This is a genomic window from Psychrobacter sp. UBA2514 (assembly GCF_002341255.1).
GTDB classification, from domain to species: Bacteria; Pseudomonadota; Gammaproteobacteria; order Pseudomonadales; family Moraxellaceae; genus Psychrobacter; species Psychrobacter pacificensis.
Window position 1 is genome coordinate 15,639 of the sequence record NZ_DDNS01000023.1, and the last position, 16,134, is coordinate 31,772.

Consider the following 16,134-nt stretch of genomic DNA (forward strand, 5'->3'; position numbering starts at 1 on the left):
ACAGAGTATCAAATATAAAGGTCTTACCAAATTAGGTGGTCATAGTAACGCATTGGGATAAATTTTAAACCCTTATTTGAAAAATATTTTTGCTATTAAATACTTTTGGCTATACATTTATTTGTAGGTCATTTTCAAAAGGAATAGTTGGCGTATGAAGCCATTATTGGACGACCAAAATCCGCAAAATACACACTAAAACCCAGTATGATAGATACCATCAATATCCTCAAAAAATCACCACCATATTGGGTCATCATTTTTCTTGATAGGCGATTTTACCGTCTCTACTGTTACCTCGTCAGCCGATAGCTCCGCAATAAAGCGTGAGGCCATATCAAAGTATCCAGAGTAACTAGAGAAGTAATTCGGCGCGGTCAAATACAGCTGCGTCTTCGCACGACTACAGGCCACATAAAACAGCTTACGCTCTTCTTCTAATGCTTCAAAGTCATCTAATGAGCGATGATGCGGCGTGATGCCATCGACCAATGAATTGACGAATACCACTGGCCACTCAAGCCCTTTTGCGCTATGAATGGTTGAGATCGTGACTTTATCATTACTTTGTCCATCGTCAGAGCTTTCCATGACCGCGACAGAATCATTGGGCGGATCGAGCACAAGATTTTCTAAAAAGCTATCGAGGCTCGTGTGCTCTGCCGCTAAATTCTTTAGCACCCGAAAGTCCTCGCTACGCTCACGCCAGTTGTCTTCTATCAACTTTAATACAGGGATATAAAACTCAAGAATATGCTCAATGGCTGTCTCAACCGTTTCTGCTTGCTGGGCCTTGGTAAGCGTGTGATATAGAGGCTTTAGCTGATCGCTTTTTTTGGCAAACGATGCTGCCAGTAGCGACTCAAACGCATTATTGTCAGCGGTGATGGCTTGGGTTAAGCGCGTCGCCGTGACTGCTCCTACCCCTTTAAACAAAGTTAAAATACGATGCCAAGCAATCGTATCGTTCGGGTTATAGAGAACTTTGACAAAAGCCAACACGTCTTTGATATGGCGTCTTTCAATAAACTTGATACCGCCCACCACGATGAAGGGAATATTGCGCGCCATAAATTCTAGCTGTACGTAATTGGACTGAAAAGACGTGCGGCACAATACCGCAAAGTCGTTATAATCATACTCAGGCTTTAGCGCGACTATCTTATCAGTGATATAACTCGCTTCTTTTGTCTCATCGCTGAGTCGTCGAAATATTGGCTTGTCGCCTGCTATTGGCGCATCAGAATACAGCTGCTTTTGATAACCTAGCGTGATTTGCGCTGACAACGCGTTGATATAGTTTAGTACCGAAGGTGTACTGCGATAATTTTGCTCAAGCTTGATAAGTTTGGCATTGGGATACGTCTCACCAAATAGCAAAATATTTTCGTAATTAGCACCGCGAAAGGCATAGATGCTTTGATTGTCATCGCCAACGACCATTAGTGACACCGAATCAGGCTCACATATTAAGTCAATTAGCTGCTTTTGCGGAATATTGGTGTCTTGATATTCATCAACCATGACATAACGATACGTGTTTTGAAGTCGCTGCCTAAAGGTGTCGTTGGTTTTTAGATGACGTACCACTTGACTGATAATGTCGTCAAAATCGTATAAGTGATTGGCGCGCTTATACTCATGAAAATCAATTGCTAATTGCTCGATGATAGGAATATGTACGGCGATATCAGGATAGCTACTTTCTATTAGGTCGCGAATAGGAATGCGTCTGTTTCTAGAGGTTGAAATGATATTTTGCAATGTTTTTTTGCGCGGAAAGGCTTGGGTTTTGGTTTGGGTAGGATACTTTTTTTCTTTATGTACCAAGTCGATAGCATCCTCGCTATCGCCAGTATCTAAAATCGTAAATCGTGGATTGATACCGAGCAGACCAGAGTATTGACGCAGCAGCATATTGCAAAATGAGTGAAAGGTGCCACTGGTGATATTATTTAATGCCTTGTCAGTTGGTAATTTTTCTTCAGCCAATGCGTCATCAGATAGCTCTTGATTTGAAAGACTACTTGCCAGCAAAGATTTAGCGCGATTTTTGATTTCATTTGCCGCTTTACGAGTAAAGGTTAGTAGCAAAATCTCTTTGGGCGACACGCCATTTTCTAGTAGATAGCTGGTGCGATAGGTCAAGGTTTTGGTTTTGCCCGATCCTGCACCTGCAATCACCAAAACTTTACCTTCGATAGTGGTGGCAGCCATGAGCTGATCGGGATTGAGCTCACTGGCATAGTCGACCTTCAATCCTAAATGACTATCCAACCTTTGAGTCAACAGCTTCGTATTTGCTTGAACATTAGCATCGATGAGGTTTGTCTCGAGCTTTTTGATGGCCTGCTCAAGTCGAGTAAGTTTGGGCTTCATCTCAAGAAAATTCTGCGGATATTTATAGCGGCGTGTGTCAAAAATCGAGGTTGTCATTATCGGATATTGCCTTACATTGTGTTTTGGAGCGAGCTGATTATTTGAAAAAAACTAAACCAGCCAGCAGATTGTACTGACTGCTTGTGAGCTGATGCCACTATTTATCTATGATAACGTACTATAGCAAAAAATACTGAATACCAAATCGAACACCGCTTGTCTAAATAAGAAGCAACCCATTGTATTCACTTTTCAGCGTTTAACCTATCTGAGCCTTAGTAGAAAAACACCTGCCACCGCTGAGTAAAAACCTTAGCATATAAAGTAACAACCTCACCCCTATTCCCGTAAATTTGCTACAATGTGCCCAATTTTGATTGTCTATTTGACTGATATTTCAAACAAGCTGAGCTTTAGATGAACTCAGTTTTATCCTGACTAAATATCAAGTCTTATATTAGCTCAGCACCAACTATTTTATTAATACATTGAGAGACTGTTATGGGTTTTAATTGCGGCATCGTCGGCCTACCAAACGTGGGTAAATCCACCTTGTTTAATGCGTTGACCAAAGCGGGTATCGCCGCTGAAAACTTTCCGTTTTGTACCAAAGATCCCAACACCGGTATCGTACCAGTACCCGATCCACGCCTAAAGAAATTGGCTGATATCGTCAACCCTGAACGCGTATTGCCAACGACGATGGAGTTTGTAGACATCGCAGGTTTGGTGGCAGGCGCGTCAAAAGGCGAAGGCATGGGCAACCAGTTCCTCGCCAACATCCGTGAGACTGATGCGATTGCTCATGTCGTTCGCTGTTTTGATGATGACAATGTGGTACACGTCGATGGTCGCGTCAGCCCGATTGATGATATCGAAACCATCAATACTGAGTTGGCATTGGCAGATTTGGAAGCGGTTGAACGCGCGATACTGAACTTGACCAAAAAAGCCAAAGGCGGTGACAAAGACGCTAGCGCCATGCTGGATGTGTTCAAAAAGATTGAGCCATTATTAGCAGAAGGCAAAGCGGCGCGCGCGGCCAATCTAGACGCTGATGAGAAAAAACTCATCCGCAGCTACGGCCTCATCACCCTAAAGCCAACCATGTATATTGCTAACGTTGCTGAAGATGGTTTTGAAAACAATCCATATCTCGACGCTGTTCGTGATTACGCGACTGGCGAAGAATCTATCGTCATTCCTCTATGCAACCAAATCGAAGCTGAAATTGCCCAGCTAGATGAAGAGGACAAAAAAGACTTTTTGGCTGAAATGGACATGGAAGAAGCCGGGCTTGATCAAGTGATTCGCGGTGGTTATGACTTACTTGATATGCAGACTTACTTCACCGCTGGTGTCAAAGAAGTACGTGCATGGACCGTCGCAGTTGGCGCTACTGCCCCGCAAGCCGCTGGCGTGATTCACACGGACTTTGAGCGCGGCTTTATTCGTGCTGAAGTGATCGCTTATGATGATTTCATCGAATACAACGGTGAAAAAGGCGCTGCTGCCGCTGGTAAGTCACGTCTGGAAGGCAAAACTTACATCGTTCAAGATGGCGATGTCATGCATTTTAGATTTAACGTGTAGCTTTAGCTAGTCAATACTATCTGATAGCTAATCAGCCGATGTTGGATATTTTCCAGCATCGGCTTTATTTTATTATCCTTTTGTTATATTATAACATATCTTATCTTGCTTATTTGAGGGCTTATACTTTGACTGACTTTTTCTCTTTTTCCAAATTTGCAAGTGCTGCTCTCATAGGCAGTGTTATGACAGTTTCATTGTTAGGCTGCCAGCCAAAAACAGACGGTGAGCCAGCAGCATCTGAAGATGTGACAACCGTAGACAGTCACGCAGAGCACGATCATGAAGTACATGACCATGAAAGTCATAATGACATGGACGTTCACGAAGGACATGATTATGAGGGTCACGACCATTCTGAGCACGCTAGCAACAGCACACCATTCTCTTGTGAGCCTACTGCTACTATCGGCGTCTACTATCATACCGATGCCACACCCCAGACCGCGCACCTACTTATTGACGGTATCGAATACGATTTGACAGCTACCTCTGGTAGCGACGCCCTTACTGACAAAACCATATACACAAGTGATATTGGATTAGATGACACTCATGGCATTATATGGCAAGTGGATGGTGACAACGCAACCTTGCTAAACAAAACACTAAATAGTGATGTGCCTATCGACGAGGAAGAGGTAATTTTTGATTGTCATAAATCTTAATTGCCATGGCGCTTAGTGGCTGTACCAAGGGCGCTATTTTGTTATGCTAGAGGCTCCCTTGGTTTCGGATGTTCCAATATGCTAAGTACCCCAACCTCTTTGTCGTCTTCTACTGCGCAATGGTCTCATCTTCTCAACTCACAGCGTCTTGGCGCTGCCAAAAAATACGGCGCTAATACAAGCACTCGCTCACAGTTTCACAAAGACTATGACAGACTGGTATTCTCTCACTCGTTTAGGCAGTTGAATCAAAAAACCCAAGTTCATCCATTGACCAATCAGCTGGGTATCCATACTCGCCTGACCCATTCGCTTGAGGTCTCCTCTATTGGACGCTCTTTAGGGATGATGACCGCAGAAAAGCTCCATGATAAGCTAGGCAATGGCTTACTAGCAGGAGTCTCGCCATCTGATATTGGCGTAATTGTACAAGCAGCCTGCCTCGCTCACGATATTGGTAATCCGCCGTTTGGTCATGCTGGAGAGTACGCCATTCGTGACTGGTTTCGGCAGCCTGATCCTCAAGCGATTTTGCAAAAATTAAGCAGCAACGAGCGACTGGACTTACTGGCCTACGAAGGCAATGCACAAGGGTTTCGGTTGCTGGTGCGCAATGAGCACCATCCCGATAAAGGCGGTATGCGTCTTACCTGCGCAACGCTAGGCGCTTTTATGAAATATCCTTGGCTTGCCACTCACAGCAATGATGCAAATGACAACGCCCATAATGTACAGAAATTCGGCTGCTTTTATAGCGAGACCTCTCAGTTAGAGGAGCTGGCAGCCTGTTTGCATTTGCCGCGCTCAACACATCACGATGGCTTTGCACGCCATCCGTTGGCGTATCTGTTAGAAGCGGCAGATGATATCTGTTATGCGCTAATAGATTTAGAAGATGGTATTAATCTGAATATGCTAACCTATAGCGAGGTTGCCACGATATTTTACGAGCTGATTGGCGAGCATCCTGATAGCGTCAGCCTGCCTGTGCATATGTCAGTCAGGCAGAGTCTGGCCTCTTTGCGATCACGCGCTATGATGCGCTTGGTCAATACGATCACCGATGCTTTTGTGGCCAATAGTGAAGACTTGCTGGCAGGTACGCTCCAAGGCAGCTTGTTTGCCCATTGCGACACCACTGTACAAACTGGCATCTTGCAGGCCAAGCAATTGGCCCGCGAAAAAATATTTAATCATCCAAACAAAGTAAGAATGGAGCTAATGGCCAATCAATGCTTGCATCGTCTAATGGATGCCTTTGTACCACTGGCTTGGACGGGGACTGAGGCAGTAGAAGCTGCTGCATCTATGTCGTTTGAGCAACAGAGTCTGTTAAGATTACTACAGCCACACTTAGATGAGCATCGCCGCGTGTTATCAGATAATATTTATCACAATATATTGAATATTTTAGATTTTATTACAGGTATGAATGACCATGAAGCCTATCGATTGGCGCAAGAATTACAAGGTCACTGGGGTACGGTGGTTTAAAAGACCAATGCAGGTTTAGTAAATTAGCACGAATTGTGCATTTTGGTCGTATTTGTGCGCTGAAATGAGTATGATAAACCTCTATCGGATAATTTTGAAATATTATGAGCAGTCGCGAACAAAAAAAACTTCAAACTCGGCACGCTTTTTTTAATGCCGTACTCGATCTATGTATGACAGGGCAGTCTTTTAGCTCTATCAGTCTCAGACAAGTCACGCGTGAGGTTGGCGTTGTGCCGACTGCGTTTTATCGCCATTTTGATGATATGGAGTCGCTCGGTCGCGCCTTGGTCATCGAAGAGTTGGGTGGTACGCTCGCCACACTCAGCGATAGCCTACAAATTGGGCGCAAGCGTAGCTTTGATCGTCAGATAGCCAAAAGCATTCAGTTGTTCTTATATATGGTCAGCGATCAGCCTTACTACTGGCAGTTTTTGGTCAGTGAGCGCTACGGTGGCTCAGAATCTGTGCGAAAAGCCATCAATGAACTGGTTAAAAAACATGCCCAAAGTTTGGCAGATGATCTGGCATTACAGCCAGCATTTACCCATATCAATGATTATGACCGTCGTCTATTGGCTGAGGCTGGCGTAAATATGTTCTTTTCTTGGATTATCGACTGGTTAGAATTGACCTACACTGAAGATCACGATGACGAAATCGATCTAAACGTCATCGAAGAAAATAAACAGTTGATGCTACATAACTGCACTCGCCAAGCGCAGATGTTGTTTTATGGGGCTTATAACTGGAAATCTAGTGAAGAGACCCGCTTGAGAGATTAATAAAAAGCGCACTACCATTCATCAAAAGCTAGGACGAAACGCCCATAGTCGCTGCGTGACTACTTTGACTTCCTTGGGCTTTCCGCTAATGACATCGCTACTGCTACCACTAGTGTCATTTGTGGCTTGACTGTCGTTCGCTGCGTTTTTGCCAATTAATACGGTAGCAAAGCGCTGTCTTGCCTGACCAACAGTTGCATTATCACTCGCGGTAATAAGCGCCATAAATGCTTGGCTATCAACTGCCAACAAAGGCGTCAATGCTGCCCGCTGCTTTTCATCTAAGCCACTCAAAATTGGCAGTTGCCATAGCTCATCGATAGACGTGAGCACTTGCTTACTGCGCGTGTCGACTATCCCTTGCATCTGCTGACTGGTGGCACCATCGATCAGTGCGGCAAGCAATGCGGGGCTCGCAGTATTAATATTGATAGGTAAATAATAAGGAACCGCCGTCAGATAAGGTCGTAGTGTCGCTAACACCTCTGCACTCACCCCTCGAACCTCTTGTAACTGATCAATGCTAACAAAAGGCTGGTTTGGTAGTGCGCCATCTACTGAACGGTTTAGTTGCTGAGAATATACCGCACTTTCATCACCGCCATCTAGATAGACTTCACTGTCCGTATCTTGCCAATCGAGGACGGCAATAGCAATATCTGGTTCTAAATTCAACTGTGTTAAGAGACGTTGGAACACTTCTAGCGCAGCAGTATCAACCGTACCACCTTGGTACAAGTTATTGATATTAAAACGACCCGCCTCATCACGCAGCTCGATGCTGACACTATGGTTTGCTAATGTGTACGGCGGTATTGGCTGTGCCCAGATATCTTGCTCACTATCGGTGTCGTTAAGCTTGCTATCAGCACGAATCATCGTCACTGCCAGCTGCTGACCGGCATCGATGTCTTGCAATAGCTGATTTTGATCAAACAATAATCCGCTGCGCCTAATCGCAACTTTTTGGCTAGCAAGCATCGCGCCTGCCACCACCGTGATACTCACCACCAATAGTAAGATAGTAAGCAGCGCCACACCGCGCTGAGAGTTTGCTTTCATTGTCATAGAGAGCTTATGTTGCTGAGCAAGTGATGCATGTTAAATACTACCTTCTCAATTACTGTTTCCCACACTGCTATTATCTGTATTACTACTGCTATTACTGTTGTTACTATCACTACCATTATTATTGTCGCTGCTATTAGCAGCCTTTGCGCTACTACGGGGTATTGGTTGTGGCGCTAGGGCCCACTGCCAAGTAATAGGCATGTCTTGATAAGTAAAGTTGACGGCAATTCCTTTCGGTAGCAAAACAACATCGGGATTAGCACCCGCTGCTTGCCCCAATGCTATATTTGTATTGCTACTATTATTGACGTCATCGCTTGGAAATTTGGTGCTAAGCTCTGGCAAATAGGCTTGCCAACGCCCAGCAGTAACACCTTCTAATAGCACACTGTCTAAACTGACGCTATCGCGCCCATCTTCAAGACTGGTATATTGACGACGTATCAGGCGCTCATCTGCAAAAATATATTCAATATGCTGGAGACTAGTGCTGCTTTGATAACGTGGATCAGGATCAGCAAAGCGTACAAAGCTGATATGTTCACCGTCCAAGCTCATAAATGGCTCAGGCGTATTGTCTTGAGCATTATTATTCGTATTGCCATTTATATCGCTACTCGCCGTCCCAGTATTTTGAGTATTAGGCGCTTGATACGGGATTATTTGTGCCATGTCTTGCTGTAATTGTAGATAGGCATACTGTAGTACGGCTAAATTATCCGCATGACGTTGTACGCGCTCGCGGGCGCGGTTGACACCATCAAATACTTGCCAGCCTGCCACTGCCAGCATGGCAAATATCGCCATGGCAACCATTAGCTCAAGGAGCGTGAATCCGCGCTGTAGTTTCATACTCACAAGCCGCCCCCTGCTTGTCCGATACTACTTTCACTACTTAAATCTAAACTGCCTGTATCTTGGTCGGCATTGCTTAGCATGACACTAATATCAGTGACCGACGTGCCTGCCTGTCCGTCTATGATAGGCGCCACTGCGATATTTACTTGTTTTAGTGCAGGTGTGATGGCATCACCGACAGTCATGACTATTTGCCAGTCACGCCCTTGAGCATTAATCGTTTGGGTACGGTTGGCGGTCAACCATGTGTCTTGAATACGCAAATCAGCAGCGGCATTTTGTGCGACAAAATGAGCAAGCGTGCGGGTGCGCAATATATCAACCGATTTCAAATACGCACTGCTAGCACGGCTCGCCGCGACGGCCACTACTGCCAGAATGGCTAAGGCAACCATTACCTCAATCAAGGTAAAACCACTCTCGCGCCCAGACTTAAGTGATATAGATTTGAGAGACGTAGGCTGAGCCTTCGTCGCCGAATATTTGGACAACTTATTCACTATAATCCCTGCCCTATCATCATACTACCATCGGGCATTATCGTAATCACCTCACCCACCAGACGCGAATCGTGAATTACTTCGATGTTGACAGGCGTCGCTTGGCCCGTACCAAACCATAGTACCTGCGGCACGCTTTGATCACTAAACCAAGGCTGTAGCGTTTGCGTCTGTCCTGTACTCGTTGAATTACTAGCATCCAAGCTCTGCACTCTGATACTCACGCCAGCGGGCAGCTCAGGCAAGCTAACCTCTGATTCAACCTCCCAGCTCGGTGTTGGCTGAGTCTCTCCAGTAGAGTCTGACAGACTGCTCAAATCAGCAGACAGCTCCATTGCGTTCTTTGGCTGGTTGTCCCTGTTACCTACTGAAATATCAGCCGTTTGATAGGCAATATAAGGATTCGATAAGGTAACGATTACAGGCGCTACCTGTCCCTGCTTATCTGCCTGCAAACGTAAGCCCATCGGCTGCATACGCTCAACTGATAGCAAACGGACGTAGCTCAGCGAATCAGTGAAGTGTTCATAAAAGGCGCGGTTTTTGCGAGAGTCACTACTGCCGACAGACAGACTCATCATGCCGGCAAATATAGATAGAATCACCACCACTACCACGATTTCAACCAGCGTAAAACCACTTTGCTTATGACTGCTTATTGATGAGGTATGTTGTGAGGGACATGCATTACTTGATAGAGAGAGACAACTACAATCAGACGATGTAGCTAAAATACCAAAGCGATTTGGACAAGGCGATTGACCGACGATGGCTAAAGGGCAATTGGCTGCTGAGCTGGACTGAGTCTTGACAGTGACCGGCATATTGCACCTATAAGCCTGTAATTCAGTTTTGTATATAGGGTGATAACGTTCATTTTTATGAACGCTAAGAAAGATACATTGAAAGATACATTTTGACGTGCTGCCATATCAGGTATGACAACACGTAACACTAAATAATCAATGACATCGAAAATCAGTCGACATTCTAATAATTGGTATTGCGATGCTCTTCTGATTCAGTATCGATCTGCTCTACTAATTCTTGCATATCCTCATCCATCACCTCTTCATCTTCGGCAGGATAATGACTCGGCAATTCTAGCATTTGCTGAACAAAGGCGTAGCGCAAGGTATCACGTCGACCCAAATAACGCTGATAAAAGCTTGAGTTTAGTAGACCCGCACCGCCTTGACCCATCGCCCAAATAGAAGATAAATAATCGCGAGTACTCAGACTACTATGCTCGTCTTTCAGATAAGCACTGATAATATCAATCAAGCGCTTCATACGCTGGCGACGAATATCATACAACTCGCCAAATAAGCGATTCAGACCAGTGACCGATGCTGCCAGACGCTCTTCGATTTGATTCAATAGCATGGCTTTTTGTGGATTAAATAGCTGCTGAAGAATCATGCGGGCAACGCCTGCCGAGGGACAGTCATCAATACGGTTGATATCAAATAGCTGCTCTTCGTAGCGGATAATAATACGCAGATAAAGCTCATCTTTGCTAGAAAAATGCTTATATAGCGTGCCTTTAGCCAAGTCGAGCTGATCTGCCAAACTGTCCAAAGTAATATCACCATCGCCTGACTCAAGTAGCAATTGCTCTGCCATCGCTAAGATATTTTCTTCTCGTGCCTTAAACTGATGCTGACGACTCATAATCTCTCCTAAAACATGACAAGATTAAGCATACAACCATCATTTACGGCAGTACATCGGCAATGAAAGTATGAGACTGTACCAAGACTGCTCGAGGACCACAAAAGGGAATATGCTTATGTTTGCTAAATAGTCATTGATAATCAGGTGGCTATATTTAGTGTGATACATACCTAAGGGGATTGAACCACAAGACTATCAAATAAATGACTGAGTGGTCATAGCATAACCATTTTAATGATACTGTGCCAGTAAATTTTCAAAGTTTTTTGCCGTCAGTGCACCGACTTCCTCGCTACTACATCCATACATGTCTGCGATACAGTTTGCCACGTAGGGAACATATGCAGGCTCGTTTGGTCTACCGCGTTTGGGGACTGGCGCCAAGTATGGACTGTCAGTTTCAATAAGTATTCTGTCTCTCGGCATTTTTTGAGCTGCATCCTTGATGTCTTGCGCGCTCTTAAAGCTCACGATACCTGAGAATGAGATATAAAACCCTAGATCTAGCGCACGCTTCGCCGTCTCCCAATCTTCAGTAAAACAATGAATGATGCCATGCTCCGCACCTTCACTTTTTAGAATATCAATCGTGTCTTCTTTGGCATCACGCATATGGATGACGAGTGGCTTTTTTAGTTGCTGACTGGCATGAATATGACGCGCAAGGCTGGCTTGCTGCGCTTTTTTGTTTTCTGTTGACCAGTAATAATCGAGTCCTGTCTCTCCAATTGCCCACACATGATCCGCTTTGGCCGTTTCTATCAGACGCTCGACTGTCGCTGATTGTAATATACCAATGTCTTCACAAGGATGAATACCGACGCTCATCCCTAGGTTTAAAGTCTCATCATTATAAGTGCTGACAATATCAGCAATCTCATCATATTCAGCAAAATCACACATGATCGCCATCGCGCGAGTGACATTAGCCGTTTTCATGGCGTCAATCGCGCCAGCCAGTTGGCCATCATATTTGGTTAGATCTAAGCGGTTAAGGTGGCAATGTGTATCTGTAAACATAAATAATCTCGTTATTGGAACAATATCAGTAAAAGTTATTGGAATTTAACATTCGTTAGTGTGTTGATTGCTCTAAAGACTTATATTTTCAAGTCGAGAAAATATCGCTATAGTCAAACACAGCAATATTTAGGTGTGGCTATTGTTGATAATCTGGTTTGTAAATACCTCATACTAATGTAGCGGCACCACACGCATCACCTCTTCTATCGTCGTCACCCCTTCACTCACGCGTTTTGCACCAGAGACACGTAAGGGTTGCACCCCTTCGCGGTATGCCTGTTGCTTAAGTACGTCTAAATTGGCATCGGCAGCGACCAATTTTTTTAACTCATTAGAGAGCGGCATAATCTCATAGAGTCCGACTCGTCCTTGATAGCCAGTATGTCGACAGTGCTCGCAGCCTTGCGCGGTATAAATCTGTGTGGGTACTGGCGCGCGCCAAGGCTGAACAAGCTCTTGCCACTGAATGGCTATTTCGCTGTCCGGCGTCACCTCTACTGCTTTTTTGCAGTGCGGACATAGCGTCCGTAACAGGCGCTGTGCCATGACCCCTAATATAGTCGCTGAGGTCAAAAAAGGCTGAATACCCAGATCGTGCAAGCGCGTAATAGAACTTGGTGCGTCATTGGTATGCAAGGTCGAGAGCACCAAATGCCCCGTCAGTGAGGCTTGTACTGCCATATTTGCTGTTTCTGCATCCCGTATCTCCCCAACCATAATGATGTCAGGATCCTGACGCATCAGGGAGCGAATACCATCCGCAAAGTACAAATCGACACCTGGATTGACCTGCATTTGGTTAAAGGCAGGCTCGATCATCTCAATGGGGTCTTCAATCGTACAAACATTCACCTGCTCAGTGGCTAGCTGCTTGAGCGTGCTATAAAGGGTGGTGGTTTTACCTGATCCGGTTGGGCCCGTGACCAAAATAATGCCGTTGGGATTTGCGGTCAGCTCATGCCACGTCTCAAGCTGCTTACCCGACAGACCAAGCTGCGCGAACGAGCGTACGAGCACTTCAGGGTCAAAGACTCGCATGACCAGCTTTTCACCAAAGGCAGTGGGCATGGTAGAGAGACGTAGCTCAGTCTCTAGCCCTTTCGGCGTACGCGTTTTTAGTCGACCATCTTGCGGCTTACGTTTTTCTGCAACGTTCAGACGCCCTAAGATTTTGATACGTGCCGTCACTGCCACGATAATCGCGAGTGGCATCTCGTACACAGTATGCAGCACGCCATCAATACGAAAACGCACTTTTCCTGTCTCACGGCGCGGCTCCAAATGGATATCACTGGCACGCTGCTCAAAAGCATATTGTAAGAGCCAATCAACGACTCTGACGATATGCTGGTCATTGGCATCAGGGTTGGTGTTGTCACCCAATTGCAGCAATGCTTCGACATTAGTAACATCAGCCGCAGCACGTTTGTGAACACTATTTGCCCCTGCTATTGCTTGCGTGACTTGATAGAACTCTTGGCGGTAGCGATTGATTTGCTCAGGATTGATATAGACCGTGCGATAGCTTTTTGACTTGATTAGCTTTTCGATATTTGAGTGCCAATCGGTATAAAAAGGCTGATCTGTCCCGATGACCACTTCATCTAAAGTGACATCAATGGGCAAAATATACTGTGAGCGTGCATATTCAAAAGACATCAGCTGCGTCACTGCCGGGACGTCAACTTTTAATGGATCAATACGAACGAGTGGCATGTCTGCTTTGGCCGCTAGCCACTGATTTAGCCATGCCAGCGTCAACTTATTATCAGAGTTACCATCTAGGGCATGGCCATTGGGCAAACCAAACTCACTAATCGTCAGCAATGGATGCTGCGCTTTGTTTCGGCGGCTGGTGATTACCAAATTATAGCCACGTTGATCGATGACTTTATCTGCCAATAATTCATCTAGGCACCAGCGTAAATCAATCACTATCGAATAATTCTGAGCAGCCATATTTTTCTTCTTTTATTGTTTGGGGTACGTTGACAAACATGCTATCGATTCATATCACTTATATTGCCACTACCGCTGTTATTTGCAACTGTCCTGAGTCTATCAGCCAAAAGCTCACATCAACAGACTTATAGCGCATGATAAATGAGGTTTCTTTCTCTCTGCGGCGGTATGCAGGCCTTGGATCTTGCGCAATTAGCGCTTTGATAGCATCGATATCAGAGATTAGCAATTGACTTTGTATGTGCTCGACCATCGAAGCAACTGTAGCACTTTTCGGTACACTCTTTATAGAGCTATGGCTTGCATCATTATTACTGACTTCAGCAGGCTCTGCTACGCTTGCTAGCAGCATAAATTGTTCGTAAGCCGCCTCTGTCATCACCACATCTAACAATACTGGAGCAATTGGCGCAAATCCACTTTTTGCATCTAGAAGCACGTCGCTATAAGCTACGTACGGCTTTATATCGATAATTGGCGTGCCATCTATCATATCAGCACCCTTGATGATAAGTAGCACACGGCCTTGTACTATCTCCATACGCTCAAGTTTAACAACGGACAGTCCCAGCTCTGATGGACGATACATACTGCGACTGGCAAATACGCCTATCTTTTGATTACCGCCCAATCTTGGTGGCCGCACTTGCGCTCGAAAGCCATTATTGGCTTGTTGATTGTCTTTATCTCGATAATTATGATGAAACTGCCAACTGATCCATATATGGCTAAAGTCTTCTAAACCCTCAAACGCGGCTGGCGTATCGTAGGGCGCTAGCATTTCAATGGCACTGATCAGCGCGACCAAATTCGGCTGACGCGGCGCCCCAAATTTTTGTGAAAGCGGCGCACGATGGTAGCCAATGATTGGGGCGTGGTGAGAGTTATCTAAAGACATATTGTCATCAGACATAGCGCGGCTCCAGTAATAAAAAACGGTTCTTTTTAGACAATTTGGCCAAATGATACAAAATTACTCACTAACGATATTCCATTTTATCATGCTGGTGGGTAGCAGCTAGACGGATTTTTACTTTAAAGTTTGATATCATGTGCAAGAAATTTTTTGATGAGAGTCTTTTACATTTGGCTTGTTTGTAACTCCTCTTATCAATACTGATGATTTAACATGCAAGAAAAATAGTCTACAGCCCTATCGGCTGATAGATAAACCTGATTATTGAATTTTACGGTAGGTACGTTTTAACATTCAGCTTTTTCGATAACTATTAAAATACTGATAGGTTTTTATATTTTTTAATCTATCATTGAAAATTTTGATTTAATACGTATTTAAGCCTAACGACAGCGATAACCACTTATTAATTAACGAGGACTTTATGTCAAAACTTCGCACCGAAACGGTCACAGAGGTTCATCATTGGAATGACTCTCTATTTAGTATCAAAACCACTCGTGACGATGGCCTACGCTTTCGTAATGGCGAATTTGCGATGATTGGTCTTGTTGTCGATGGTAGGCCACTGCTACGTGCTTACTCGATTGCTAGTCCTAACTACGAAGAGCATTTAGAGTTTTTCTCCATCAAAGTTCAAGACGGCCCTTTAACCTCACGTTTGCAGCACATCAAAGTCGGCGATGAGCTATTGGTCAGCAAAAAACCAACAGGTACGTTGGTATTAGACGATCTACTACCGGGTAAGCATCTATATATGCTCTCAACAGGTACCGGACTTGCTCCATTCTTAGCACTTGCTCGCGATCCTGAAGTATATGAGCGTTTTGACAAAGTTATTTTGGTTCATGGTGTCCGCCACGTTGATGATTTGGCTTATCGCGATATGTTCGAAAATGAGCTGCCTAATGATGAAATCTTTGGTGAATGGTTCCGCGAAAAGTTCATCTACTACCCGACTGTCACTCGTGAAGAGTTTAGAAACCAAGGCCGAGTCACCGATTTGATGAAATCAGGTAAATTATTCGAAGACATCGGTTTACCACCAATGAATAAAGACGACGACCGCGCCATGTTATGTGGCAGCATGCCATTCAACGCCGAAGTGTCAGCCATTTTGGATGACTTTGGCCTAACCGTTTCACCGCGCATGGGTGTGCAAGCAGATTACGCAGTTGAACGTGCTTTTGTAGGATAAAAATGTTGAG

General features: G+C 44.8%; 14 protein-coding genes. 5 read left to right on the top strand and 9 right to left on the bottom strand.

The features are described 5' to 3' along the window. Positions 1-237: 237 nt before the first annotated feature. Positions 238-2,436: an ATP-dependent helicase gene (locus tag B3V51_RS07965; RefSeq protein ID WP_286708205.1), complete on the bottom strand. Its 2,199-nt coding sequence runs from the start codon at positions 2,434-2,436 to the stop codon at positions 238-240. A gap of 444 nt (positions 2,437-2,880) precedes the next feature. Here B3V51_RS07965 and ychF point away from each other — a divergent pair, with 444 nt between their 5' ends. The 4 genes from ychF to B3V51_RS07985 all read left to right on the top strand — a co-directional run bounded on the left by ychF (position 2,881) and on the right by B3V51_RS07985 (position 6,919). After that, the gene (gene ychF / locus B3V51_RS07970; protein WP_286708206.1) at positions 2,881-3,972 is read left to right on the top strand and encodes a redox-regulated ATPase YchF; all 1,092 of its coding nucleotides are present in this window, start codon (positions 2,881-2,883) and stop codon (positions 3,970-3,972) included. A 185-nt stretch (positions 3,973-4,157) separates the two neighbouring features. Then, a complete protein-coding gene (locus tag B3V51_RS07975; protein WP_286708207.1) occupies positions 4,158-4,640 on the top strand; it encodes a hypothetical protein in 483 nt (160 codons plus the stop codon). A 78-nt stretch (positions 4,641-4,718) separates the two neighbouring features. After that, positions 4,719-6,134 (top strand): deoxyguanosinetriphosphate triphosphohydrolase, encoded by a 1,416-nt coding sequence (locus tag B3V51_RS07980; protein ID WP_186474749.1) that lies wholly within the window; start codon positions 4,719-4,721, stop codon positions 6,132-6,134. Between the two features lie 104 nt (positions 6,135-6,238). Next, positions 6,239-6,919: a TetR family transcriptional regulator gene (locus B3V51_RS07985; protein ID WP_058023818.1), complete on the top strand. Its 681-nt coding sequence runs from the start codon at positions 6,239-6,241 to the stop codon at positions 6,917-6,919. Between the two features lie 21 nt (positions 6,920-6,940). On the opposite strand, the gene gspK is transcribed toward B3V51_RS07985, so the two are convergent. The 8 genes from gspK to tsaA all read right to left on the bottom strand — a co-directional run bounded on the left by gspK (position 6,941) and on the right by tsaA (position 14,923). After that, on the bottom strand, positions 6,941-7,987 hold the full coding sequence (gspK, locus tag B3V51_RS07990; protein ID WP_286708208.1) for a type II secretion system minor pseudopilin GspK: 1,047 nt from the start codon (positions 7,985-7,987) through the stop codon (positions 6,941-6,943). A gap of 48 nt (positions 7,988-8,035) precedes the next feature. Further along, positions 8,036-8,842, bottom strand: coding sequence for a type II secretion system minor pseudopilin GspJ (gene gspJ / locus B3V51_RS07995; RefSeq protein ID WP_286708223.1), 807 nt, complete (start codon positions 8,840-8,842; stop codon positions 8,036-8,038). Between the two features lie 2 nt (positions 8,843-8,844). After that, complete coding sequence (gene gspI, locus B3V51_RS08000; RefSeq protein WP_227517161.1) at positions 8,845-9,348, bottom strand: type II secretion system minor pseudopilin GspI; 504 nt, start codon at positions 9,346-9,348, stop codon at positions 8,845-8,847. Next, entirely contained in the window at positions 9,348-10,172 is an 825-nt protein-coding gene (locus B3V51_RS08005; RefSeq protein ID WP_083328789.1) for a prepilin-type N-terminal cleavage/methylation domain-containing protein, read from the bottom strand. Before B3V51_RS08005 ends, gspI begins: the two co-directional genes overlap by 1 nt. Before the next feature lie 166 nt (positions 10,173-10,338). Beyond that, positions 10,339-11,022 carry a TetR/AcrR family transcriptional regulator gene (locus tag B3V51_RS08010; protein WP_071001302.1) on the bottom strand — a complete coding sequence of 228 codons (684 nt, stop codon included), beginning with the start codon at positions 11,020-11,022 and terminating at the stop codon, positions 10,339-10,341. A gap of 234 nt (positions 11,023-11,256) precedes the next feature. Beyond that, positions 11,257-12,045 (bottom strand): TatD family hydrolase, encoded by a 789-nt coding sequence (locus B3V51_RS08015; RefSeq protein ID WP_071001301.1) that lies wholly within the window; start codon positions 12,043-12,045, stop codon positions 11,257-11,259. A gap of 174 nt (positions 12,046-12,219) precedes the next feature. Further along, positions 12,220-14,007 (bottom strand): GspE/PulE family protein, encoded by a 1,788-nt coding sequence (locus tag B3V51_RS08020; protein WP_286708209.1) that lies wholly within the window; start codon positions 14,005-14,007, stop codon positions 12,220-12,222. A 58-nt stretch (positions 14,008-14,065) separates the two neighbouring features. Then, positions 14,066-14,923: a tRNA (N6-threonylcarbamoyladenosine(37)-N6)-methyltransferase TrmO gene (gene tsaA, locus B3V51_RS08025; RefSeq protein WP_286708210.1), complete on the bottom strand. Its 858-nt coding sequence runs from the start codon at positions 14,921-14,923 to the stop codon at positions 14,066-14,068. A 427-nt stretch (positions 14,924-15,350) separates the two neighbouring features. Here tsaA and B3V51_RS08030 point away from each other — a divergent pair, with 427 nt between their 5' ends. Next, positions 15,351-16,124 (top strand): ferredoxin--NADP reductase, encoded by a 774-nt coding sequence (locus tag B3V51_RS08030; protein WP_286708211.1) that lies wholly within the window; start codon positions 15,351-15,353, stop codon positions 16,122-16,124. The last annotated feature ends 10 nt before the right edge of the window (positions 16,125-16,134 follow it).